Origin of the sequence: Halobacterium sp. GSL-19, from assembly GCF_016917855.1 — an archaeon.
Lineage (GTDB): Archaea > Halobacteriota > Halobacteria > Halobacteriales > Halobacteriaceae > Halobacterium > Halobacterium salinarum.
This window is the reverse complement of sequence record NZ_CP070377.1, coordinates 742919-765686: the sequence shown is the minus strand read 5'-3', so window position 1 is coordinate 765686 and position 22768 is coordinate 742919. Positions and strand designations below refer to the sequence as shown.

At 63.8% G+C, this 22768-nt stretch carries 20 protein-coding genes; 13 read left to right on the top strand and 7 right to left on the bottom strand.

Annotated features, from left to right (window positions below):
• The first annotated feature begins 17 nt into the window (after nucleotides 1-17).
• The 7 genes from JT689_RS05675 to JT689_RS05645 all read left to right on the top strand — a co-directional run bounded on the left by JT689_RS05675 (nucleotide 18) and on the right by JT689_RS05645 (nucleotide 7896).
• On the top strand, nucleotides 18-932 hold the full coding sequence (locus tag JT689_RS05675; RefSeq protein ID WP_010902774.1) for a 1,4-dihydroxy-2-naphthoyl-CoA synthase: 915 nt from the start codon (nucleotides 18-20) through the stop codon (nucleotides 930-932).
• 171 nt (nucleotides 933-1103) lie between these two features.
• On the top strand, nucleotides 1104-2738 hold the full coding sequence (locus tag JT689_RS05670; RefSeq protein WP_205251757.1) for a BCCT family transporter: 1635 nt from the start codon (nucleotides 1104-1106) through the stop codon (nucleotides 2736-2738).
• A gap of 56 nt (nucleotides 2739-2794) precedes the next feature.
• Entirely contained in the window at nucleotides 2795-3730 is a 936-nt protein-coding gene (locus JT689_RS05665) for a 1,4-dihydroxy-2-naphthoate polyprenyltransferase (RefSeq protein WP_136361384.1), read from the top strand.
• A complete protein-coding gene (locus JT689_RS05660) occupies nucleotides 3727-4722 on the top strand; it encodes an enolase C-terminal domain-like protein (protein ID WP_205251756.1) in 996 nt (331 codons plus the stop codon). Before JT689_RS05665 ends, JT689_RS05660 begins: the two co-directional genes overlap by 4 nt.
• Entirely contained in the window at nucleotides 4715-6196 is a 1482-nt protein-coding gene (locus JT689_RS05655; protein ID WP_205251755.1) for a class I adenylate-forming enzyme family protein, read from the top strand. The genes JT689_RS05660 and JT689_RS05655 overlap by 8 nt, the downstream gene beginning before the upstream one ends.
• Nucleotides 6197-6243: 47 nt before the next feature.
• On the top strand, nucleotides 6244-6600 hold the full coding sequence (locus JT689_RS05650; RefSeq protein WP_010902769.1) for a transcription factor: 357 nt from the start codon (nucleotides 6244-6246) through the stop codon (nucleotides 6598-6600).
• An 84-nt stretch (nucleotides 6601-6684) separates the two neighbouring features.
• Nucleotides 6685-7896, top strand: coding sequence for an FAD-dependent oxidoreductase (locus JT689_RS05645; RefSeq protein ID WP_205251754.1), 1212 nt, complete (start codon nucleotides 6685-6687; stop codon nucleotides 7894-7896).
• Between the two features lie 20 nt (nucleotides 7897-7916).
• Here the strand turns inward: JT689_RS05645 and JT689_RS05640 are convergent, their stop codons facing one another.
• Both JT689_RS05640 and JT689_RS05635 read right to left on the bottom strand, forming a co-directional pair.
• Complete coding sequence (locus JT689_RS05640) at nucleotides 7917-8858, bottom strand: DUF368 domain-containing protein (RefSeq protein ID WP_345944593.1); 942 nt, start codon at nucleotides 8856-8858, stop codon at nucleotides 7917-7919.
• 2 nt (nucleotides 8859-8860) lie between these two features.
• A complete protein-coding gene (locus JT689_RS05635; protein WP_205251753.1) occupies nucleotides 8861-12124 on the bottom strand; it encodes an oligosaccharyl transferase, archaeosortase A system-associated in 3264 nt (1087 codons plus the stop codon).
• Nucleotides 12125-12232: 108 nt separating this feature from the next.
• Here JT689_RS05635 and aglG point away from each other — a divergent pair, with 108 nt between their 5' ends.
• The 3 genes from aglG (at nucleotide 12233) to JT689_RS05620 (ending at nucleotide 15061) form a co-directional block, all read left to right on the top strand.
• Nucleotides 12233-13171, top strand: coding sequence for a glucosyl-dolichyl phosphate glucuronosyltransferase (aglG, locus tag JT689_RS05630; RefSeq protein ID WP_205251752.1), 939 nt, complete (start codon nucleotides 12233-12235; stop codon nucleotides 13169-13171).
• Nucleotides 13172-13273: 102 nt separating this feature from the next.
• Entirely contained in the window at nucleotides 13274-14767 is a 1494-nt protein-coding gene (locus JT689_RS05625) for a hypothetical protein (RefSeq protein ID WP_205251751.1), read from the top strand.
• A gap of 96 nt (nucleotides 14768-14863) precedes the next feature.
• A complete protein-coding gene (locus JT689_RS05620) occupies nucleotides 14864-15061 on the top strand; it encodes a hypothetical protein (RefSeq protein ID WP_205251750.1) in 198 nt (65 codons plus the stop codon).
• A 119-nt stretch (nucleotides 15062-15180) separates the two neighbouring features.
• On the opposite strand, the gene JT689_RS05615 is transcribed toward JT689_RS05620, so the two are convergent.
• From JT689_RS05615 to JT689_RS05600, 4 genes are all read right to left on the bottom strand, one after another.
• Nucleotides 15181-16128, bottom strand: coding sequence for a glycosyltransferase (locus JT689_RS05615; RefSeq protein ID WP_205251749.1), 948 nt, complete (start codon nucleotides 16126-16128; stop codon nucleotides 15181-15183).
• 37 nt (nucleotides 16129-16165) lie between these two features.
• The gene (locus JT689_RS05610; RefSeq protein WP_229373418.1) at nucleotides 16166-17134 is read right to left on the bottom strand and encodes an NAD-dependent epimerase/dehydratase family protein; all 969 of its coding nucleotides are present in this window, start codon (nucleotides 17132-17134) and stop codon (nucleotides 16166-16168) included.
• Nucleotides 17131-18132 (bottom strand): sugar phosphate nucleotidyltransferase, encoded by a 1002-nt coding sequence (locus JT689_RS05605; RefSeq protein WP_205251748.1) that lies wholly within the window; start codon nucleotides 18130-18132, stop codon nucleotides 17131-17133. The genes JT689_RS05610 and JT689_RS05605 overlap by 4 nt, the downstream gene beginning before the upstream one ends.
• Nucleotides 18133-18194: 62 nt before the next feature.
• Entirely contained in the window at nucleotides 18195-19091 is an 897-nt protein-coding gene (locus JT689_RS05600) for an alkaline phosphatase family protein (protein WP_205251747.1), read from the bottom strand.
• Nucleotides 19092-19275: 184 nt separating this feature from the next.
• Here JT689_RS05600 and JT689_RS05595 point away from each other — a divergent pair, with 184 nt between their 5' ends.
• From JT689_RS05595 to JT689_RS05585, 3 genes are read left to right on the top strand one after another with little or no spacing between them, the layout of a single operon-like run.
• On the top strand, nucleotides 19276-20019 hold the full coding sequence (locus JT689_RS05595; protein WP_205251746.1) for a glycosyltransferase family protein: 744 nt from the start codon (nucleotides 19276-19278) through the stop codon (nucleotides 20017-20019).
• Nucleotides 20019-21032, top strand: a complete 1014-nt coding sequence (gene pseG, locus JT689_RS05590) for a UDP-2,4-diacetamido-2,4,6-trideoxy-beta-L-altropyranose hydrolase (protein WP_205251745.1) — start codon at nucleotides 20019-20021, stop codon at nucleotides 21030-21032. The genes JT689_RS05595 and pseG overlap by 1 nt, the downstream gene beginning before the upstream one ends.
• Nucleotides 21029-21712: a formyltransferase family protein gene (locus JT689_RS05585; RefSeq protein ID WP_205251744.1), complete on the top strand. Its 684-nt coding sequence runs from the start codon at nucleotides 21029-21031 to the stop codon at nucleotides 21710-21712. The genes pseG and JT689_RS05585 overlap by 4 nt, the downstream gene beginning before the upstream one ends.
• On the opposite strand, the gene JT689_RS05580 is transcribed toward JT689_RS05585, so the two are convergent.
• Nucleotides 21709-22758: an N-acetylneuraminate synthase family protein gene (locus JT689_RS05580; protein WP_205251743.1), complete on the bottom strand. Its 1050-nt coding sequence runs from the start codon at nucleotides 22756-22758 to the stop codon at nucleotides 21709-21711. The two genes, JT689_RS05585 and JT689_RS05580, sit on opposite strands and share 4 nt — an antisense overlap.
• Nucleotides 22759-22768: the final 10 nt, after the last annotated feature.

The window sequence follows — 22768 nt, the reverse complement described above, 5'->3', positions numbered from 1 at the left end:
CGGCCGCGTGGTTAGCCATGGTCTCGGAGACGTTCGACGACGCCGCGTGGACGGCGATCGAGGAGTTCTCGTTCGACGACATCACCTACCACCGTGGTGTCGAGGTGCCCGCCGTCCGGATCGCGTTCGACCGGCCGGCGGTGCGCAACGCGTTCCGCCCGGGCACCGTCGACGAGCTGTACACGGCCCTGGATCACGCCCGCAAGCAGGCCGACATCGGCTGCGTGTTGCTCACCGGGAACGGCCCGTCGCCGTCGGACGGCGGGTGGGCGTTCTGCGCCGGCGGCGACCAGTCGGTGCGCGGGGACTCGGGCTACGAGTACCACGGGGACGACGAAGCCGCCGCCGACGACGACCCGGCGGTCAAGCGCGCTGACGCCGGCCGCCTGCACATCCTCGAAGTCCAACGTCTCATTCGCACGATGCCCAAGCCGGTGGTGGCGGTCGTGCCGGGGTGGGCGGTCGGCGGCGGGCACAGCCTCCACGTGGTCTGTGACCTGACGCTTGCGAGCCGCGAACACGCCAAGTTCAAGCAGACCGACCCCGACGTTGCGAGCTTCGACGGCGGGTTCGGCTCGGCGTACCTCGCCAAGCAGGTCGGCCAGAAGACGGCCCGCGAGATCTTCTTCCTCGGGAAGACCTACGACGCCGAGGCGGCCGCCGACATGGGGATGGTCAACGAGGCGGTCCCCCACGACGACCTGGAGGCAACGGCCCTGGAGTGGGCCGACGAGATGACCGCGAAATCGCCCACGGCGATGCGCATGCTCAAGTACGCGTTCAACATGACCGACGACGGCATGGTCGGCCAGCAGACGTTCGCCGGGGAGGCCACCCGGCTGGCGTACATGACCGACGAAGCCCAGGAGGGACGGGACGCGTTCCTCGACGGCCGCGACCCGGACTTCGACGAGTACCCCTGGCATTACTAGGCGCACAGCGAGGCGGTTCCGTGTCGTTTTTCCGTGGGACGCCGTTTCGCCGCAGCCTGTAATGGGTGATCGCGCCAATGCAGCAGCGAGCCGCCAGGCTCGCCGCGCACGCGCTCCGCGTTGCTCGCACGGGACCGGTTCCAATGTCATCACGCGTCACCAGTGGCGTCGATGAGTCGGCGCGTATGGTACCTCCTTGGCCTCGAAGACGCGACGTGGCCCGAGCGCGCGCTGTTCGCGGTGACGATGGCCGCGATGCTCGCGCTTGCGGTCGCCGGGTTCCGGCGGCCGACGCAGCTCAGCACCGTGTTGAACGGGGCCTTCGATTGGGTGTTGCGGTACTTCGGCTGGTGGTTCATCCTGCTTGGGTTCGTGTTGCTGGTGCTCGTGCTCGGGGTGACGTGGTCGCGGTACGGCCGCCTCCGGATCGGCGGCCCCGACGCCGAACCCGAGTTCGACACGTTCTCCTGGCTGTCGATGGTGTTCACCGTGGGGTTCGGCGCGTCCATCCTCATCTGGGGGGTTGGCGAACCGGTTTCGATCGTCCAGCAGCCGCCGCCGGAGCCGTGGCCGGTCGGCGGGGCGTCGGCGAAATCCCTGGCGCTCGCGTTCATGTTCGTTCACGAGGTGTTCCCCGGGCTGGCGATGTGGTATCTCCCCGTCGCCCTCGCGTTCGGGATCATCGTCTACACGCGCGGCGTCGGCGAGTACAAGGTGTCGACGATGCTGGCCGGCATCATGCCCGCGGGCGACCACCCCGTCGTGCTCTGGGCGGTCGACGTCGCGGCCATCATCGCCACCATCGGCGGCATTGCGACGACGCTGGGGTTCAGCTCACAGACCATGGCGGCCATCCTCGGGGGTGTGTTCGGCCTGCAGTCGGCCTGGTTGACCTACGGGATCTTCGCCGCGATCGGCGCCATTTTCCTGGTCGACGTGTGGCTGGGGCTGCGCTCGGGCATCCGGAACGCCGCCCGCGCGACCATGCTGCTCATCGGGGTTGCGATGGCGGTCCTCGTCGTCGTCGGGCCGACGCTGTTCACGTTCCAACTCGGCCTCGACGCCACCGGCGTCTGGCTGAACAACGTCGTTCGACTGATGCTGTACACCGACCCCACCGCGGCCGGCCACTGGGCGGCGAACTGGACGGGCTTCTGGTGGGCGTGGTGGGCGGCCTGGAGCATCTTCGTCGGGAGCTTCGTCGCGCGCGTCTCGAAAGGCCGCACCGTCCGCGAGATGTTCATCGTGCTCGTGGTCGCGCCCGGCGTCCTGAGCTGGGTGCAACACACCCTCATCGGCGGCTGGGTGTTGGCCCCCGACTACGTCGGCCCGGTCGGCAACGCGCTGTCCGCCAACGGCATCCCCGCGGCCATCGCCCGCGCCCTGTCGATCACGCCCTACGGGTCGGTGCTCGCGTTGCTGTTCGTGTTGGTGATCGCGGGCTACATCATCACCTCCCTGGATTCGGCGGTGTTCATGATCGCCGCCATCACGCTCGGCGACGAGGACCCCAATCCCCGCAACCGCGCCTGCTGGGGGCTGTTGCTCGCCGCGTTCGGCGTGATGAGCCTAGAGCTGCCCAGCTTCGAAGCCATCGAGGCGCTGTCGCCAGTGCTCGCGTTGCCGTTCACGCTGTTCCTGCTGGTGATCGTGTATGCCAGCTACGTCGCCGCCCGGGAGTACGCGCGTGACCGCGACGACGTTGCGGTTTCGCCCGGCGGGTTGTTGTCCTCCCGATCGTCGGCGTCGGACACCGACCCGGGAGCAGGGAGCGGCACGGACGCCGCGCCCACCGGCGACGACTGACCGCCTGGCTGCCCCAATCGCCACCCCTTAGACGACCCTCCCCGTACTGAAGGGCGATGACACAGACGGCCGACGTTTCACGGCAGCGCGCGTGGCTGATGGCGGCCCGCCCGCACACGCTGCCGGCGGCCGCCGCCCCGGTGGTTGTCGGCACCGCGCTGGCGGTCCACACCGGCGTGCTTGCGGTGTGGCCCGCGGTGGCTGCGCTCGTCGGGGCGGCGCTCATTCAGATCGCCACGAACTTCGCCAACGACTACTACGACGCCGTTCGCGGCGCGGACACCGAGGACCGAGAGGGGTTCACCCGTGTAACCGCCGGCGGCCTGATCCAGCCGGCCCGCGTGAAGCAGGCGATGTACGTGACGTTCGCGGCGGCGATCCTCGACGGGGTCTACCTCGTCTTCGTCGGCGGGGTGCCGATCCTGGTGATCGGGCTGGCCAGCGTCGCGTCCGGCATCGCGTACACGGGCGGTCCGTACCCGCTCGGCTACCACGGGCTCGGGGACGCGTTCGTCTTCCTGTTTTTCGGCGTGATCGCGGTGACGGGCACCTACTACGTGCAGGCCGCCGCCCACCTCGCCGGGGCGTTCCCCGTGGCGATCCCACCGGGAACGGTGCCCCTCGCGGCGGTCGTGGCCAGCCTCCCGGTGGCCGCCATCTCCACGAACATCATCGTCGTGAACAACATCCGTGACAAAGACGAGGACGAGACCACCGGCAAGCGCACGCTGGCGGTGCGGTTCGGATACCGGTTCTCCCGCCTGGAGTACGCCGGCCTGCTGGTGGTCGCGTACGCCGCGCCGCTGTGGTTTTACGCCACGGGGTACGGCGCGTCGGTGTTCCTGCCGCTGGTGACGCTGCCCCTCGCGGTGTCGGTCACCAAGACCGTATTCGAGCGCACCGAGGGCGCGGCGTTGAACCCCGCGCTCTCCCGGACGGGACAGCTGCTGGCGGCGTACTCGGCGCTGTTCGCGGTGGGGGTGGCGGTGTGATTCGGGCGTTCTCGTTGGCGTTGGCGGAGCCGCTGGCGACCGCGAACGGAACCATCGGGGAGCGCACGGGGTTCCTGTTCGAGCGCGACGGCGGTGTCGGTGAAGCCACGCCGCTTGCGGGGTGGACGGAACCCCACGACGCGTGTGTGGCGGCGCTCCGGGCGGCCGACGACGCCGACAGCTGGGAGCGAGCGCTCGACGCGTGCACGGACGCGCCAGCCGCCCGCCACGCGGTTTCGCTCGCCCGCATGGACGCTGACGCGCGTGCCGCCGGACGGCCGCTTGCGAGCGCGCTCAGCGACGGGGCGGTGGCCGATTCAGTGCCCGTGAACGCGACTGTCGGCGACGGGACCGCGGCCGCCACGAGCGCCGCGGTGGCGGACGCCGCGGCCGACGGCTTCGACACGGTGAAAGTGAAAGTCGGCAGCCGGTCGGTTCGCGCCGACCTCGACCGGCTGCGCGCCGCCAGTGACGCCGCGCCCGCAGGGCTGTCACTGCGTGCCGACGCCAATGGCGCGTGGGACCTCGACGCGGCCCGCCAGGCCGCCGACGCCTGCGGGTCGCTGCCCATCGAGTACATCGAACAGCCCCTGGCACCCACGCGGTTGGACGCCACCCGGAGCATCGGCGGCGTCTCGATCGCGCTCGACGAAGCCCTGCACCAGCATCCGCTCGACGCCGCGCTGGCGGTGGCCGACTACGTGGTGCTCAAGCCGATGGTGCTCGGCGGCATCGACCGGGCGCGCGACGCCGCCCGGACCGCCCGACAGGCCGGCGTCGAGCCCGTCGTCTCGACCACCATCGACGGCGTCGTGGCGCGGACCGCGGCCGTCCATTTGGCCGCCAGCATCCCCGACGTGCCGGCGTGCGGGCTGGCAACCGCCGACCGGCTCGCGGACGCGCTGGCTCCGGATCCCGCGCCGGTCGCCGGCGGCCGCATCCAGGTGCCTGCCGACCCCGGGCACGGCGTGGAGGTGACCGCCGATGCGTGACGAGGTCACGCTCCAGGCGACCACCAACCCCGACCGGCCCGCGCTCGTGGACGCCGCGACCGACCGAACGTGGACGTACGATGCCCTCGACAGTGCCGTCGATGCGACCGCCGGCAGCCTGGCCGCGCTCGGCGTTACGCCCGGCGACCGGGTCGCCGTGTTGCTCGAAACCCGGCCGGCGTTCGCCACCCTCGTGTTCGCCGCCGCGCGCCTCGGAGCCGTCCTCGTGCCGCTGAACGCGCGCCTCTCGCAGCCGGAGCTCGCCACACAGGCCGACGCCGTCGCCCCCGTCGCCGTGATCTGCGGTCGCGACACGGCGACCGCCGCCGACCGCCTCGACGCGCCCGCCGTGCGCGTCGCCGACGACGCCACCGTGCGCCCGCTGTCCGGCACCGACCCGGACGCCGTCACCCCCGTCGACTCGGCGTGGGACGACACCCGGCTGCTGTTGTTCACCTCTGGCACCACCGGCGACCCCACGGCCGTCCGGCTGACGTACCGCAATCTCGCCGCCAGCGCCGCCGCGTCGGCGGCCCGCCTGGGCGTGCTCCCCGACGACCGCTGGCTGTGCCCGCTGTCGATGTACCACACCGGCGGCGTCTCGGTCGTCCTCCGGACGGCGCTCTACGGCACCACTGCGGTCCTGACCCGGACGCCCGGCTTCGACGCCGCCGCGGTCGGGGACGCCCTGGAGACCCACGACTGCACCGGTGTCTCGCTCGTCCCGCCGATGCTCGACCGGCTCGTTGAGGCCAACGCCGTCCCCGACTCGCTGCGGTTCGCACTGGTCGGTGGCGCGCCCACGCCGCCCGAGCTGGTCGAGCGTGCGTGTGCGGCCGGGGTTCCGGTCTGCCCGACGTACGGCGCGACCGAAACCGCCTCGCAGGCGGCGACCCTGCACGCCAGCGACGCCCCAGCCCACCCCGAGAGCGTCGGCCGGCCACTGCTCGGCACCACTGTCACCGTCGTCGAGCCGGACACCCACACGCCGGTGCCGGACGGACAGGCCGGGCTGCTCGCCGTGTCGGGGCCGACGGTCACGCCCGGCTACGCCGACGAGGGGACCGCGCCGCGCTGCGAGCACGGGCTCCTCACGGGCGACCGCGGCTGGATCGACGCCGACGGCTTCCTGCACGTCGGCGGCCGGGCCAGCGACGAGATCATCACCGGCGGCGAGAACGTCCGTCCCGAAGCGGTCGCCGCGGTGCTCCGCGAGCACCCCGCCATCGAGGCTGTCGCCGTCGTCGGTGTGCCGGACGACGCGTGGGGGGACCGCGTCGGCGCGCTCGTGGTGCCCGCCGACGACACCGCGGACGTCTCCGTCGCCTCACTGCGCGCGTTCTGTGACGGGCGGCTGGCGGGCTACAAACACCCCCGCGTGGTTGCGGCCGTCGACGCGCTTCCACGGACCGCGTCGGGCACCGTCGACCGGCAGGCTGCAGTCGCCGAACTCCGCGACGACGCCGCACCGTAGACCCGTGAACGACCAAGTTTAAACCGGTCGCGGACGGTGTGACGTACATGAGCGCCGAAGCCACGGAGGCCGACCTCTCCGAGGACGAACGCCGCGGTCTCGAACTCGTCCACGAAGAACTCGGCATCCACCAAAGCGAATTCTGGAAGGCCCTGGACGTCTCCTCCCGGAAGGGCAGCCGGATCGCCTCCACCCTCGAAGAACACGGCCTCGTCGAACGCGAGGAAACCGTCTACGGCGGGAACACCACCTACTACATCACGCCGGTTGTCGACGAACGCAACCTGGAGTTCATGCTGTTGATGGCTGGGGACATGCTGTCGCCGTTCGTCGGCGAGGAGGAAGTCGACCCACAGGGCGACGCGTTCTCCCAGTGGATCATGAACCTCGCCTACGAGGAGTAACCCGACTGGCCGGCGTCGACACCCCCCGACACGTAGCTCTCCGCCACGACAACCCCCAAGTGCTGGCGCGCCTAACGCCGGATCGTGACCCACCAGACAGACGTGCTCGTGGTCGGCGGCGGCGCAACCGGGGTCGGCGTCGCCCGCGACCTCGCGCTCCGCGGCGTCGACGTGACCCTCGTCGACCGCGGCGGCCTCGGGAGCGGCACCACCGGCCGCTCGCACGGTCTCCTGCACAGCGGTGCCCGGTACGCCGACTCGACGCCGGCCGACGCCCGCGAATGCATCCGGGAAAACGAAGTTCTCCGGGACATCGCCGGCGCGTGCATCCGGGACACCGACGGCTTCTTCGTCCAGCACGCCCGCGACGACCCCGCCTACTTCGACACGAAAGTCGCGGCCTGCCGCGACGCCGACATCCCCGTGTCTGTCATCGACGGTGCCACTGCCAGAGCCCGCGAACCCGCCCTCACGCCCGCCGCCGAGCGCGTCGCGGTCGTTCCCGACGGCGTCGTCTTGCCGTCCCGACTGGTCGCTGCGACCGCCGCGGACGCCCGCGCCCACGGCGCGACGATCCGCCTCCACGAGCCGATCACGGCGCTCACCACGGACGCCGGCAGCGTTACCGGCGCCAGAACCGCCGACGGGACGACGCTGTCGGCCACCCACGTGGTGAACGCGGCCGGCGCGTGGGCCGGCGACCTCGCCGCAACCGCCGGCGTCGACGTCGATATGCATCCCGCCAGCGGAGTCATGGTGACCGTCGAAACGCCGGAGACCGACACGGTGTTCAACCGCTGCCGGCCCGCCGCCGACGGCGACATCGTGGTGCCACACGGCTCCACCGCGGTCCTGGGCACCACCAGCGTCGACGTCGACGATGCCGACGAGTTCGCCACCCCCGACGCCGCCGTCGAGCGCGTCATCGACGAATGCAGCGCCCTGCTGCCGGCGGCCAGCGACGCCCCGATCCGGACCACCTACTGGGGCGTCCGCCCGCTGTACAGCCCAAGCGACTACGGCGACGACGCCCGCGCGATCTCCCGCGGGTTCTACGTGCTCGATCACGCCGACCGCGACGACACCGCCGGACTCACCACAGTCGTCGGCGGGAAGCTCACCACCCACCGGCTGATGGCGGAGGCGACCGCGGATCTCGTGGCCGACCGGCTCGGCGTCACTGAGCCCAGCCGGACCGCGAACGAATCGCTTCCCGGCCACGACGACCCCGAACGACTCGACGCGCTCGTCGATACGTTCGATGCCGCCAGTCCGGCCGACGCCGACGCGCGCTGACGCCGCGCGAAAACGGCCGCTCAGTAATCGAGGTCGTCGGTCGTCGCGTCCAACACCAGCACCGCAGCCGCGCCCACGACGCCGGCGGCCACCAGCGGCGCAACGCTCCCGACCGTCCACGCCGCCGTCGCGTCGGCGATCCTGACCGCCGGCGCCCGTAGCGCGCCCGCCATCAACGCAACCAGGAACGTCACCGTCGCCGCCCGGTACTCCGCCAGCGCCCACTGCACGACGCGCGCGAACGTCAGAACGCCGGCGAGCGCCCCCAAACTGAACGCCGCGAGCGTCGCCACCGGCGCGACGGCGTCGCCCAAAGCCCCCGCAGCCACGGCGTCCACTGTGGCGCTGACGGCGCTCGTCATCGTCTCGTACTTCCCGAGGGTCAACAGGATGAGCGACCCCGAGACGCCCGGCAACACCATCGCACAGATCGCCACCGCGCCGGTGACGACCATCACCGCCAGCCCGTCGGGCAGCGTGCCCGCGGTCGCCTGCGCGCTCACCGCGAACGCGAGCGCGAACCCACCCAGCGCTGCGCCGATGCGGCCCGGCGTGTCCACGGCCACCTCACCGATCAACACGACGACCGACGCCGCGATGAGCCCGAAGAAGAACGCGAACGTCAGGCCCGGATACTGGGTGTACGCCACGTCGACGACGTTGGCCACCGTCACCACTGCGGACACCACGCCAGCGCCCAACACGGCCAGAAACGGCACGTCCAACGCGCGCAGCGTCTCGGCGACCGTTGCCCGGCCGTCCCGACTGCCCAGCCGCGGCACGAGCGCCACCACTGTCGCTACGTCAGCCACCGAGAGGCCGGCGAGCGCGCTCACCAGCCGCTCGTAGATCCCCACGATGAGCGCGATCGTGCCCCCGGAGACCCCGGGCACTGCGTCCGCAGCCCCCATCGCCGCGCCCTTCGCGTAGACGGCCAGCCACGCACGCAGTGTCGACGCCACGATCAGTGTCCGCGGTGGGTCAACTCAGCGCCAACACGCGCCGGCAGCGCGCCGGCCGTGCTGTTCGTCGTGTCGGCGTCCGTGCCGTCGCTGTCAGCCGACTCGCCGTCGGCTGTGGGCGTCGCCACTGATCCGTTCGTTGCAGTCTCGTTCCCGGCCGCCCCGCCAGTGGGGTCCAACGACACCGTCACGGGTGTCGCCCCGTCGGAGACGACCTGTGACTCGGAAACGCTGGCCGTGTCCGCGGCCACTGCACTCGCGTTGCCCGCCTGGTCTCCCGCGGTGAACGTGTACGGTCCGGCCGCACGCACCGACACGTTCGTGTGGCCGTTGGCCGGCCCGAGCTCATCGTAGCCCGTCGTGGAGTACGGCAGCGTCATCGTGAACTCGCCGTCAGCGTCCGTGTCCGCGTACTGCGTGTACGTGAACGAGGGATGTGTCCCCTCGTTCGACTCCATCTGCGTGAGGTTCAGCTCCACGGACGCCTTCACCGTGGTGTTCGCCGGGCCGGTGCCCGTGACGGCCGCCCCGTCAACGCGCTCGAACAGCTTCACCGACGTCGGATAATACTCGGTGCTCAGCTCGCCGCCGAGATACCACAGGTTCGCGGGCGCGGTGTGGTTCGCGCTCACGCCGACCAACCGGTAATGCTCCAGCGCGGCCACGTCAGCCTCCGGCAGGCTGCCCGTGCCGCCGATCTGCGCGGTCGAATCGTTGCGGACGTACGCCTTCGCGTCGGCCATCGAATCGAACTGCTTGGTGTTGTTCGTCGCCGCGTCGAAGGCCGCCGCCGTCCCCTGTCCGGTGTTGACGCTGCGGCGCCAGTCAGCCACGACCGGCTCGGCCTGCTTGGCCGACCCGTGGTAGCGGTACAGCCGCACCATCATCGACTCGTAGTACGCCTGCTTTTTGAGCAGCGGCGACTGCCGGAAGAACCGCGCGTTCGAGATCCGGTTGTCCTCCCAGTCGGCGTTGTACGCCTGCTGGTAGAAGTCACCCTGTGAGAGGTCCCGGGGCCCATCGTAGAAGACGACCGGCGCGCTGAACTTCGACTGCCCCGAACTGAGGTACGGCAGCGGCGGCATCACCATCTTCCAGTCGACCGCGACGTAGCGGTTCTTGGCGTCGTCCTCCTCGATGTCCGCGAGCACGGACTCGGACTGTTGCTCGTCGTCAGCCAACAGGAAGTTCGCCGCCGACGTTGCCCCCTGCTGGAACGGGTTCGCGTGCGGGATGGCGTGCCCCTGGACGGTCATCCAGTGGCCGTAGTCCCACCACGACAACACGCCGAACGACCCCGCCGGATAATCGAAGTCCTCGGTCTGACTGTACGTCCCGTTGTAATCAAGGGCGTCGGCGTTGTCGGCCCCGCCGTACGTCCCCTGCTTTGGCGTATGGGACTGATACCAGTCCATCGCGTCGTCCCACGCCACCACACCACCCGGACCTTGGCCCTGTCCTGCGGTGATCGCTGACTGCAAGGGCACCGGCTGGTTCTGGTTGTTCGTGAGCTTGATCGGTGACACCGGCCCCGACGCGGAGTCGTTGTTCGTGGCTTCGGCCACAGCCGGTGCCGCCACCGGCACCAACACGATCAACGCGACGATGACAACCGTCCCGACCTGGTACCACGAAACGCCCTCGATCGCCGCCACCGGACGGTCGAGGTCGACCGCCGCAAGCACCGCCCGCAGGACGTACGCGTTCAACACGGCGACCGGCACCACCAGGTAGTAGTTGAACCGCACCTGTGTGAACGCCGCCGACGTGACGAACGCCCCCCACACCACCAACAGTAGCTTGTCGGCGTCGTACTGCCCGGTCGCCGCGATCGCCGCCAGCACGACCGCGGCGATGAGGAGCGCGGTGAGCTGCCCGCCAAGGCCGACCACACCGCCGATCGCCGCCGGCACCGCCGGCGACACGGCAACGATCGCCAGCACGGCGGTCGCCCCCGCCACCCCGACGATCCGCCGCACCGACCCGCTGGTCAGGTGGGGCTTCAACAGGATCGCGCCGGCACCCACGAGCGCCGAGAAGAACGCAGTCCCGTATTCGAGGAACACCACGCCGAACATCCCCAGGCCGTACCGCCCGGTGCGGAACAGGAACGGCTGTGCCTCCCCGATCGTGCGCGTGTCCGCGGTCGAACTCAGCCCGATGTAGTTCAGGAGATTCGACTGCAACGACGACCAGAACCCCGGCGCAACCAGGGCGAGCGCACCGACGACGACCACGAGCGTGCCCGCGACCGTGGCGACGTACGCTGCCGGGCTGAGCGAGCGCTCATCGAACACCCGTGCGAGCCACGCAAGCACCACACAGCCGACCGCGACGCCCAGCGCGAACACCGGCTGGAGGAACGAGAACCCCGACACGCCGAACCCGCTTTCGCCCAGCGGTGCGAACATCAACAGTGCCGTTGTCGTCATGCTCACTGCGCCGACCACTGCGACGTGATCGGGGCTCGTTCCAGTGACGTAATCGCCGACGAGCTTCACCAGGAAGAACGCGCCGAAGATCCCGACCAACAGCACGCCCGGCGGCCACACCCACATGTACACCGCGGTCGCCACACCGGCCAGCACGCTCCACCCAACCACGTCACGGAGGCCCGTGGCGTCCCACGCGCGGAACTGCTCGAACACCGGTTTCTCGCGCTCGGCGACCGACAGCGCGACCATCAGCCCAACCACCGCGAGGGTCATGAACAGCGGCTCCGCGCCGTTGTGGTCGGCGGCCCCGGCGAGCGTCCGCTGCAGGAAATACCCCGGCAGCAGACCCAGAATGACCGCTCCAAAGAGGCCGCCGAGCCGGCCGGCAATCCGCCGCCCCATCACGTACGTCGGCACCACCAGCAGTGCCCCGAACACCGGCGGCGCGAGCAGCAGCGTCATCGCGATGGTGTGATCCGACGGCGACCCCATCCCGACCACCAGCGCGACGGCCGCGAGGATCTGGTCGAACAGCGTCCCGAACTGTCCGGCAAGCGTGCCGTGCGGGAAGTTCGTCCACGGGTCGAACGGCATCGTCTCCGGGAAATGATGGACAGTGTACGTCACCTGCCGCAGATGATAGTAGGCGTCGTTTCCGGAGAGATACACTTCCCCGTTCTGTAAGAAGTTGTCCCACGACTGCACGCGCACCCAGAACATGAACGCGAGCACCGCACCCAGCACGGGTACGTGGTACCAGTCTTTGAGCGCGCCGAGGGCCCGGGACGGCAACCCCGAGGACAGCCCTGACGCGTCAGTCGTCTCGCTCATTGTGGAAACGGACAAAAAGAACGCGAATAAGCCTTGTGAACTCGCGGCCGGTCGGACCGGATGCCCCAAAGCACAATCCTTATTCAAGCACCGGTCACATTCCCGATGATGAAGGTTTCAGTCGTCGTCTGCACGTACTCGATGGACCGCTACGGTCCGTTCGCCGACGCCGTCGAGAGCGTGCTCGCCCAGACCCACGACGACCTCGAAGTGGTTCTCGTCGTCGACGGCAACGACGACGTCTTCGAGCGTGTCCGCGCGGACTTCGGTGACGAGGAGCACGTCGTCCTCCACTGTAACGACGAAAATCAGGGCATCTCGTACAGCCGCACGAAGGGTGCCAAAATCGCGAGCGGCGACATCGTCGCGTTCATCGACGACGACGCGACCGCCGAAGACGACTGGATCGAACAGCTCCTCGGTGTCTACGCGGAGACCGACGCCATCGCCGTCGGCGGCGACGTTGTCCCTGACTGGCAGACCCAGAAACCCGACTTCTTCCCCGCCGAGTTCTACTGGCTGGTCGGCTGCGTCGAACCCGGCTTCGCGGAGGACGGCGAGGAAGTCCGGAACACGTACGGGTCGAACATCTCCTACCGGCGCGACCAGTTCCTCGACGTCGGCGGCTACGACCCCAACACGGGCCGGAAAGGCGACAAACACCTCCAGGCCCACGAGGCCCCCGTCGGCATTCGGCTGCGCGAGGAGTACGGCCGCGGAATGGTGTTCACGCGGGACGCACGGGTCCACCACAAGCTGTTCGACTACCGCGGCGAGTTCGGGTGGCTCGTCTTCCGGTCGTTCTGGCAGGGGTACTCCAAGCGCGTCATGGACCTGCTGTACCCCGACGCTGAGGACAACAAGAGCAGCTATCTGACCCAGCTGCTGACGCGTTTCGTCCCGACGCGCGCCCGAAACCTGGTCCAGTCACCGTCGGTGCAGCGCCTCCAACAGCTCGTGGCGATTTTCGTGTTCACCGCAGCGGTCGGCCTCGGATACGTGTACGCGATCGCGACGCCGAACCTCGTGGCGCACGCTAACTCGTAACCAATGTTTGGAAAGCGCGACATTTTGTCGGCCTCGTATCGAGTGGGTCTCGATCAACTACTCTTGCGTGGCTACGACGCAGTTGCGAACATCAGTGGTGACGTGACACGAGACACATCTGGCGTTACGTTTGAGGGTGAGACGGATGGAACGGTTTTATTCCCGCTCCTCCCGGGGTACCGGACAGTGTGCTACCGGTACTGCGTTCTCGCGGATGCCTTTCGGAAGCGAGGATACGAGCCAGTACTGTTAGTTAACGATGGCACGATCGACGCACCGATGGGACGGACAGTTGACGAGAACCACAGCAGTACGGCTCAAGCGAACTTCTACTCACGCCGTATTCCAGAAAAATTCGGGCTTGAGACGACATTGCTGTCCGATCTGCTCCCCAAGGATGCCGAGACTCTTGCCGGCCGGCCAGTTGCTGACATCGACATTGAACGCTTCGCGCGTGCATCCGTAAGAAAACACCACAAGGTGCATCAGCTCACACTGGAACGCGACGACATCAATGCGTCGTACAGACGTTTCGTTCGCGCGGGGAGGCTCCTCGCACATGCGGTTTCGTCGCTTGTTTCCGAGACTGATCTCGTGGCTGTCCTGGCACATGAGCCGTACTACGTCCAAGGGGCAGTTCCAATGAGCGTGGCCAAACAGCATGACGTGCCAGCATACAGCCAGGTGTGGGGGCTCAGGGATGGATACCTGCTGTTTGGCCGTGGCTGTAACCGGTCTCCACTCCCACAGTATGGTGACACAACACTCCTCGAAAGGGAACTCACCACTCCGTTGTCGACGGATGAGCGTGACCAGATTGACACCATCATGCAGCGCCGGGCGTCGGGTCACAACCTGGCTGTGGACTACGCTGCACACACAGACGAAACCGTGGAAGCCGAAGACGAATCAACGCTTGTTGGCGTATTCACGAATCTCTTATGGGACGCATCCCTGGAACCTGAACAGGCAGTCTACCAAGACGTATTTGAGTGGCTCGAAGACACGTTTGACGCCGTTCGTGGTCGTGACGACATCACGGTAGTAGTCAAGACACATCCTGCCGAGGAGACGTTTGGGACCAACGAGAGCGTTAGGGGATGGGTTACGGACCACGGTGATGTCCCGGCGAACGTCAATCTACTCGAACCTACCACGGATGTTGACACATACGCACTTCTCGACTCACTCGACACAGCAGTTGTCTACAACTCGACGGTCGGCCTGGAAGCCGCTTACAACGGTGTGCCAGTTATTGTTGCTGGCGACACTCACTATCGAGACCTGGGGCTGACCGTTGATGTTGAATCGCAGCGTGCCTACCGTGAGCTACTTGCAGACGTAGACTCACTGGAACCAGATGCAGCGCGAACGACAGCGGCACGGAGATACGCCCACTTCCTATTCGTCAAAGAGCATGTTCCGTTCGAATTCTGCCACAGAGAACGCAGCACGGATCAGACGCTCAAGCCTGTAGACAGCGCAGACACTGACCGTGGTTCCGAGCCGTTTGATACTATTGTCTCTGCAATCGTGAACGATCAACCGGTGCTAAACCCGAACCACTCGGACCTGCTACCCGCAGTTCAGCGATAATCGAGACCGGCGAACTTCTGCTCAACGGCCCGATCGGTTGCATCCACCGTGCTGCTCGACGTGTGCACCCCATCGTGGGGCGCTCCGTCTGGATCCATGGGACTCCGCGAAGCATTCGGTGATTCCGGACCGGGGACGGCCGTGGATTCCGGTTTCTTCGAGTCCATTCCGATAATCCGCAGCGAGAGCTACCGTCCCAGCGTTCACGATTTCGAGCAGCACTGCAACGCTGCCTGGGCGACAAGTATCAAGAACGACCAGTACAGCCCAGTCATCCTCGCATATCTCCCCTAACAGCCGCGAACATGCGTGACTTTACCATCTCAGTCACAGCTACTCTCAGACGGCGTCATCTTAGACCGACCTCCTATGCGATGTCCCCGATTCAGTTACTCAGGCCCATGTTGAACCAGTTATTTCACATGGTTGACTAGTGTCTCCACTCGGTTAGCATAGCTATGCTCAGATCTAATATTTCTTGAGTATGATCTGAACTCTTGGGCTGTGTGGCGTGGATTCGCACTGAACTGATCGACAAGCTCCTTGGCTTCCTCCGTTGACGATACCTGGTATGGATATTCAAATCCAAGTACATCGTTAACTGTGGGATGATCGCGGAGTATCAACGGTGTCCCGGAAGCCAGGGTCTCAAACACGCGGCTGTTCACTACGCCCCACTGTCGCTGTCCCTCTTTCGTAACTCCGAACGTCGCTTCTCGGGTATTATACCAGAGGTTCAACTGCTCGGGGAGTGTGAAGTCGGATACCCACTCAAAGTCAGACCTGCCACGGAACGGACCGAGTAGTTGTTGAAGCTTCTTCGTGGACTTATGCCATCTCGAACCCGCGTAACCCAGACCGCAGCGTTTGAGCTCCAGTGGCTCGAAACCGTACTGTGCAATCGGGAAGTAAAGCGTTTCAAAACCGTGTTTCTGCGCCTCACGCTCAATTCGTTTCGACCCACAGAGGATAACGTCGGGCTCCGGATCCAGGTTCGGCCGCAGATGGTCTTCCACGAAGCGTCCTGGTGAGTCGTCCATCGGGCCGTGTGAGTACCACCAGTAGGCATTGAAATCCCCGCGTTCCTGATCTAACTTGGGTGCATAGCCACCGCTCGTTATCACGATGTCTCCCAACTCCGGGTCACCTTGCTCGGCGAGATACGCTTGAAACGCCCGCCCGAACTGTCGGATCATCATGATGTCCCCTAACCCGATCGTGTGGAACACAAGCCGTGTCCCATTCGCAGGGTACTGGAAATAGTTCTCACCGGGTTTTCGAGCATATTTGTGGAGCGGTGAAACGTCCCTGAAAGCCGTCGTAACTTTCTCCTTGATCTGCCCAAGCGGCGGAATCTGCATCAGCATCCGGTACCGGCTGGCGGCTCTTGAAACTGTGCTAGTTGTTCAGTTCTTCGTGGATCGAATCAATCGTTCGTGAAAGTCCTTGTTGAAGATCCACGGTCGGGCTCCATCCCAGCATTGATCTCGCCCGGCTGATATCTGGGCGGCGTCGGCTGGGGTCACCTTCTGGGAGTTGGTCGTGCGTCACGTCAATGTCGCCTGTGGCGGTCTCAGCGACCACCGCCGCGAGCTCGTTTATCGTGATCTCGTCGCGGCTACCGAGGTTGACGACGCAGTTCTCAATCCCGTCTTCATCCATGAGCCGCATCAACGCTCGGATTTGGTCAGTGATATACACGAAGGACCGCGTTTGCGTCCCATCCCCGTACACGGTCAGGTCTCGTCCCTTAATCGCCTGCCGTAGGAAGGTTGGGATAACCCGTCCGTCGTCGACCCGCATTTGCGGACCATATGTGTTGAAAATCCGCGCAGTTCGCACGTCCACGTCATGCTTCCGGTGGTAGATCTCGCAGTAGGTCTCGCCGAGCCGCTTGCTCTCATCGTAACACGATCGCTTCCCCCGGATGTCGACGTTTCCTGTGTAGTCTTCTGGTTGCGGATGAACCTCCGGCTCACCATACACCTCGCTTGTGCTCGCATAAACGACGCGAACGTTGTACTTGCTTGCGAACTCCAGGACCGACTTCGTCCCGTTACTGTTTGTCGTCGCAATGTCAAGCGAGTGTTCATCAAAGTCCGTTGGCGATGCTCGCGACGCTAAGTGATAACAGCGGGCCACGCTCCCAGGGTCGACACCTGCAGCGTCGAGTTGGTCGGCAATGTGATCGCGCACGTCACCCTCAATGATCTCGAAACGGCCAGATTCACCCAACGACGACACGTTTTCGCGTCGTCCAGTACTCAGGTTATCAAGCGCGACGACTCGATCTCCTCGCTCCACCAGTGCCTCACTGAGGTGTGATCCAATAAATCCCAGACCACCTGTAATGAGTGTCCGCGTCACAGCTCTACCTCGCTTGAATCGCCGACGTTTAACTGCATCGGTGATTGCTCCACTACCGCATCTTCGCCCACGATGGTGTCCGAAGCGTTCACGCTTGAGAGAGCTGCATTCCGGCCAACGATGCTGTCACGGACACGACTATCACGAATGGTGGCACCATCGTCTACGCTGACGTGTGGACCGACAACGCTCCGTTCGATCGTGACCCCAGAGCCAACGTCGACCGGTTGGATGAGCATTCCAGATGTCGCCTCCGCAGATGTCTCATCGCTTTTATCAAGTAGGACGCGGTTCGCGTCGAGCAGCGTCTCTGGCCGCCCACAGTCGTACCAGTCAGCGACGCTGAACGTTCCAAAGGCAGCCCCGCCTTCGACCATTCGCTGAAGCGCGTCGGTGAGTTGATACTCCGACCCGGCACCTCGAATATCGTTGTCAATGAGATGCTGTAGCGCGTCGAAGAGGGTAGCCGTGTCCTCTATCATATACACACCACTGATCGCGAGGTTTGAGGTCGGCTCGCTTGGCTTCTCGACCAACTGATCGACGACACCATCAGCAGTCGACACCACTCCGTAGCTCGTCGGGTCGTCAACGTATTTGACACCGATACTCCCATCAACGCCATCGAGGTCGCTGTGCGCGTCGAGAAATTCGCCGTACCCACTGTCAAATAACATGTCTCCAAGCGCAATGCATATCGGCTCATCGACCACGTGGTCTTGTGCCTGATAGATACAGTGGCCAAGACCCTCGGCTGTGGCCTGCTCAGCGAACACGATTTCGAACTCCTCGCCGTACTCCGCAGTGACGTACTCCTCAACGTGCTCGCGCATCACACCAACGACGACGACGATCTCATCAACCTGCGTATCACGAAACCCATCAAGAATGTGGCCAAGAATCGGTTTGCCTGCCACTCGAACCATCGGTTTGGGTCTCGTGTGTGTCTGTGGGTAGAGACGAGTTCCTTGACCCGCCGCTGGAATGACTGCCTTCATACGACTCTCATCAGCAGGAGGTACACAAAGTCCTTGCTGTCCTAGGGAAAACATTCACCGGCCTACTTGATGTAACCCAAGTTTCGGAGATGGTCCTCCGGCGCATCGATGGTGACATTGGATTCAGCTTGCTTGGACGCTGTTTGCTCAACCAGCCAGTCATGTACGTCGTAAATAGTCTCTGGGAATGGGGTCGAAACCCCGTCTGTCGCAGCAACCATCGCGCGCAACGAATGCTCTCCTGGGGAGTCGTCACCCAACATTGACACCTGCATGCCGTGGTCGGAAAGCACAATCAGCTCGTCGCACGCGCTTCGAAGCCAACCGACCAGCCCGTTGACCTCTTCGTAGTATGCCCGGAGGCTCGCTTCGTCTCGGGCGTATGTGTGTCCAGCCACGTCCAAAATGTGAGCGTGTGCTCCGATGCGGCCGTGATGTGTCGACAGCCATTGGAACTCATCTAGAGTTAACTCTATGACATTACTGTACAGTTCTCTTTGGGTTAGGGTGCCGTCTTGGATTTGCGTCCAGTAATCGTGCGTCTTCGCAACGTGGGCTGCCGGGGTAACACCGACCCATTGATATGCGGCATCGAATGCGTGGTCTGCGCTCGTTTGTGGCAGACTTTGGGCGGCGTTTTGCGTGGTATGGATGTACCGACCGATCCGGTCACGGACGTCACTCGGAACCACGTATTGCGCGATTTGTGATGCTGTTGCCAGACTCTTATTATCCCATGTTGGCCGGAGAGATTCGCTAGACGAAAGTGTTAGACCATGCTCATCGGGAGTCCACCCTGTCGCAATGGTTGGCCAGATCTCTTTCGTAGATGGGGTATCGGACGACCACCCTTCGGTCTCAAGCGGCGCGCATTTGTCAAGCATAATATTTTCGCAGCCGAATTCTTCGATAACCGCCTTGTCGGCAGCATCCAGCGCTAGAACGGCAACTTGACTCATGCTGAATTAACGTACGCATACACGCGTATAGTCTTATTCTGTTTTTTATTACTGAATCATAGTGACACTAATATGGCGGCCTATGCTTCGCGCAGCATCCGCTCGGTAGAACCCACGGTTATATCATCCCCGATCCTTCGTGCCTAAACCGTGAATTAATTATTCGCGTTGTCTAAAACTCAGTATGAAGGTTGTCACTGTAATCCAGGCCCGCATGGGGTCCTCAAGACTACCTGGAAAGGTAATGTTACCACTCGACGGGAGACATGTGCTTACTCACGACGTTCAACGAGTGGCAGCCAGTGCAGCCGTCGACGAAGTCACCGTAGCAACATCAGTAAAAACCCAAGACGACATCCTTGCACGTCACGCGACCCGACTGGGAGTGCCTGTCTACCGGGGAAGTGAGGCGGATGTTCTCTCAAGAGTGTTTGAGGCAGCCGACACCCTCGACGCTGAAGTCGTTGTTCGGGTAACCGGAGACTGTCCATTAATCGATCCAAGTACGATCACAGCAGTAACGAAGCCCGTACTTTCTGGGCAAGCCGACTACGCGACAAACATCATCGAACGAACTTTTCCTCGAGGGCTTGACGTGGAAGCGTTCAGCTTCGAGAGCCTGGAATACGTACAGAACGTCGCAACGCAACCGCACCATCGCGAGCACGTAACACCGTACTACCGGGAGAACCGCGACGAGTTTGCGGTGGTGAACGTTACTTCCGCAGACGTATTCAACAACCCGCAACTCAACGCCCGGGATGACCTCCGGCTCACACTTGATGAGCCGGCCGACTACGAGGTTCTCAGAGAAATTTACACCAACACCACGTACGGCGACATCCTCCCGGTTCAAGATGCCATCCGATACGTTGACGAAAACAGCTTGATGGATCTGAACGAGTCCGTCGAACAGAAGTCGCACTAATGCACGTAGTGATCCGCGCCGACGGCGGCCGAAAAATCGGCTACGGACACCTCGTTCGAACGGGCGCGCTCGCCGCCGAGTTCCTCCGTCGTGGACATCGAGTGACATACGCGACGACGACCTCCGAACAGATCGACGATCTCTGCCCGCGCGCAGTTGAGACCCGATGTCTCCCCTCCAGAACCGACCCATCAGCCTTCGTTACGTGGATCCGGGACTCCGATGTGGATGTCGCTGTCATCGACTCGTACCTCGCAGACGTCGATTACCAGCGCGCAGTTCGAAACCAGACACGACTTGTTGTGTTTTCTGACGACACGCGGCACACTATGTGCGCCGATGTCGTGGTGAACGGCAACCTATACGCCCCAGATCTCGAATACGAATTCGTGGGAGACGACCCAACATGGCTACTTGGGCCCGATTACGTCCCACTTCGCAAAGAGATTGCTACACTCGCAGATCAAGCTCCCCCATGGCGTGATCAATCAAAGCGCGCTATAATCACGATGGGTGGTAGCGACGTTGCCAACGCAACACCAGCGGCAGTCGAAGCGTTCGACGGCACACAGCTTAGGGTTGATGTTGTCGTTGGACCGGCGTTCTCAAACGAAGCCGAGATACAGGCAACGGCCGAGCAGATCACCGCTGAAACGGAGGTCGTTCACAATCCGTCGAACCTCCCGGCACTGATGTTCGACGCAGACCTTGCAGTCGGGGCTTGTGGAAGTACGACGTACGAACTGCTGGCATTGGGGACGCCACTCATTTGTAGCCCGGTTGCAGAGAACCAGCACAGAATTGCGTCTGCGCTCTCAGAACGTGACATTGCCGCTGTTGTCGACGAAACACGCAGGAAGCGTGGATTTCGGCGCAGCGTGGAGCGGTACGTTTCGGACGCCAGAATCCGTCGACAGCATCGTGACCGTGGTCGGTCCATTGTAGACGGACACGGGATCGAACGCGTGTGTAACAAAATATATTCACTGACAGAACAAGACATGACGACATGAGCGACGACATCGAAATCGTGTTCCTTGGTGTGAACGATGCCGGGATGCGGGTTTACGAGTGGCTCTGTGACAGAGAAGAGACGGTCGTACATTCGTTGTTGACCACGAGATCCCAACTCAGTCTAGTGGCTGATGTCGAGCCTGAGTACCTCATCTCGTGTGGCTATCGGCACATTGTCCCGGAGCAGATCCTTGAGATCCCCTCAGAGAACTGTTTAAACCTTCACCCAGCATACCTGCCACACAACCGCGGTGCGAATCCCAACGTCTGGAGCATCGTAGATGGGACACCAGCGGGGGTTACTCTCCATGAAATGGATGAAACACTGGATACCGGTGCAATCGTTGGTCGCAGGACGGTTGAGACATCGTTTGCTGACACCGGAAAGGATCTCTACCAGCGGTTGGAAGACGCCCAAGTGGCATTATTTCAAGACATGTGGTCTGACATTGTGTCTGGCAAGGTGTCATCAACGACCCAATCCCGAAGTGAGGGAACCTACCACGATACGAGCGATTTCGAGAGCCTGTGTGAGATTCAGCCGGACGAGACTGTCCAGGCGAAGGAGTTTCTTGACCGGTTGCGTGCGCTCACATTCCCACCATACGACAACGCACACATCGAAGTCGGCGACGAACAGTATCGCGTCGAGCTGAACGTCGAGCGAGTCTCCGATTAACCGTCGAGGTCGTCCCAATTGATCCCTTGGCCGGCAGTAATATTTTTTATTGCACGTGTCCCCACGACGTCATCGTAAAACTTCGGATGGAGCCCTTTCTCGCGCTCACCTGGTCGGAGTACGCTCACGTTCTCCTCGGTGATTTTGGCCCCAGATTCGATTTCTTTGGTTGCGTGGATCGCACGGCGTGCTTTGTCATGCAACTCTTCCTCGACGGCCAGTACTTGCTTTTCGTTGGAACCGAGTGCGGTCTCTGTTTTTCGGATAGCGGCTATCATCTCATCGAGTTCGTCCGGTTCAAGCGCAAACTCGTGATCTGGCCCTGACATTGTTTTGTCCAGCGTAATGTGCTTCTCGATTACGCTCGCACCCAGTGCCACGGCCGTCATGGGCGCTGTGACCGGGTCGAGAGTGTGGTCTGACAGCCCGGTTGGAACATCAAACTCCTCGCGGAGAGCAGAGATAGCGCGGACGTTGATTTCCTCAATGGGCGTCGGATACGCAGCGACACACTGGAGCAGCGCAAGGCTATCGCAGCCTGCTTCTCGGAGCACTCGGACTGATTCGCTGACTTCTCCCATCTCGTGGGCACCGGTGGACATAATCACCGGCTTGTCCGTGCTGGCTAAGTCGCGGAGGAATGGATGATGGCTACTGGTGTAGCTGGCGACCTTCCAAGCCGGCACATACTCGGCGAGTTCGTTTGCAGACCGTTCATCGAACGGCGTGGACATGAAATAAACGTCATTGTTGAGACAGTACTCGTGGAGCTCGGGGATCCACTCGTAAGGCATCTCCATGGACTCGATAATGTCGTAGATAGAGCGATCATCATCGAGGTATTCGACGTCTCCACTCTCTTCGACGTAGAGGTCGTCTGCGCGAAACGTCTGGAACTTCACTGCATCCGCGCCCGCTTCGGCGGCGACATCGATGAGTTCTTTCGCAACATCCAACTCTCCGTTGTGGTTTGACCCCGCCTCAGCAATGACGAAAGTTGGAGAGTCGGGGCCCACTGGTTGGTCGCCGATCTCGAACGTAGCCATGAACGGAGTT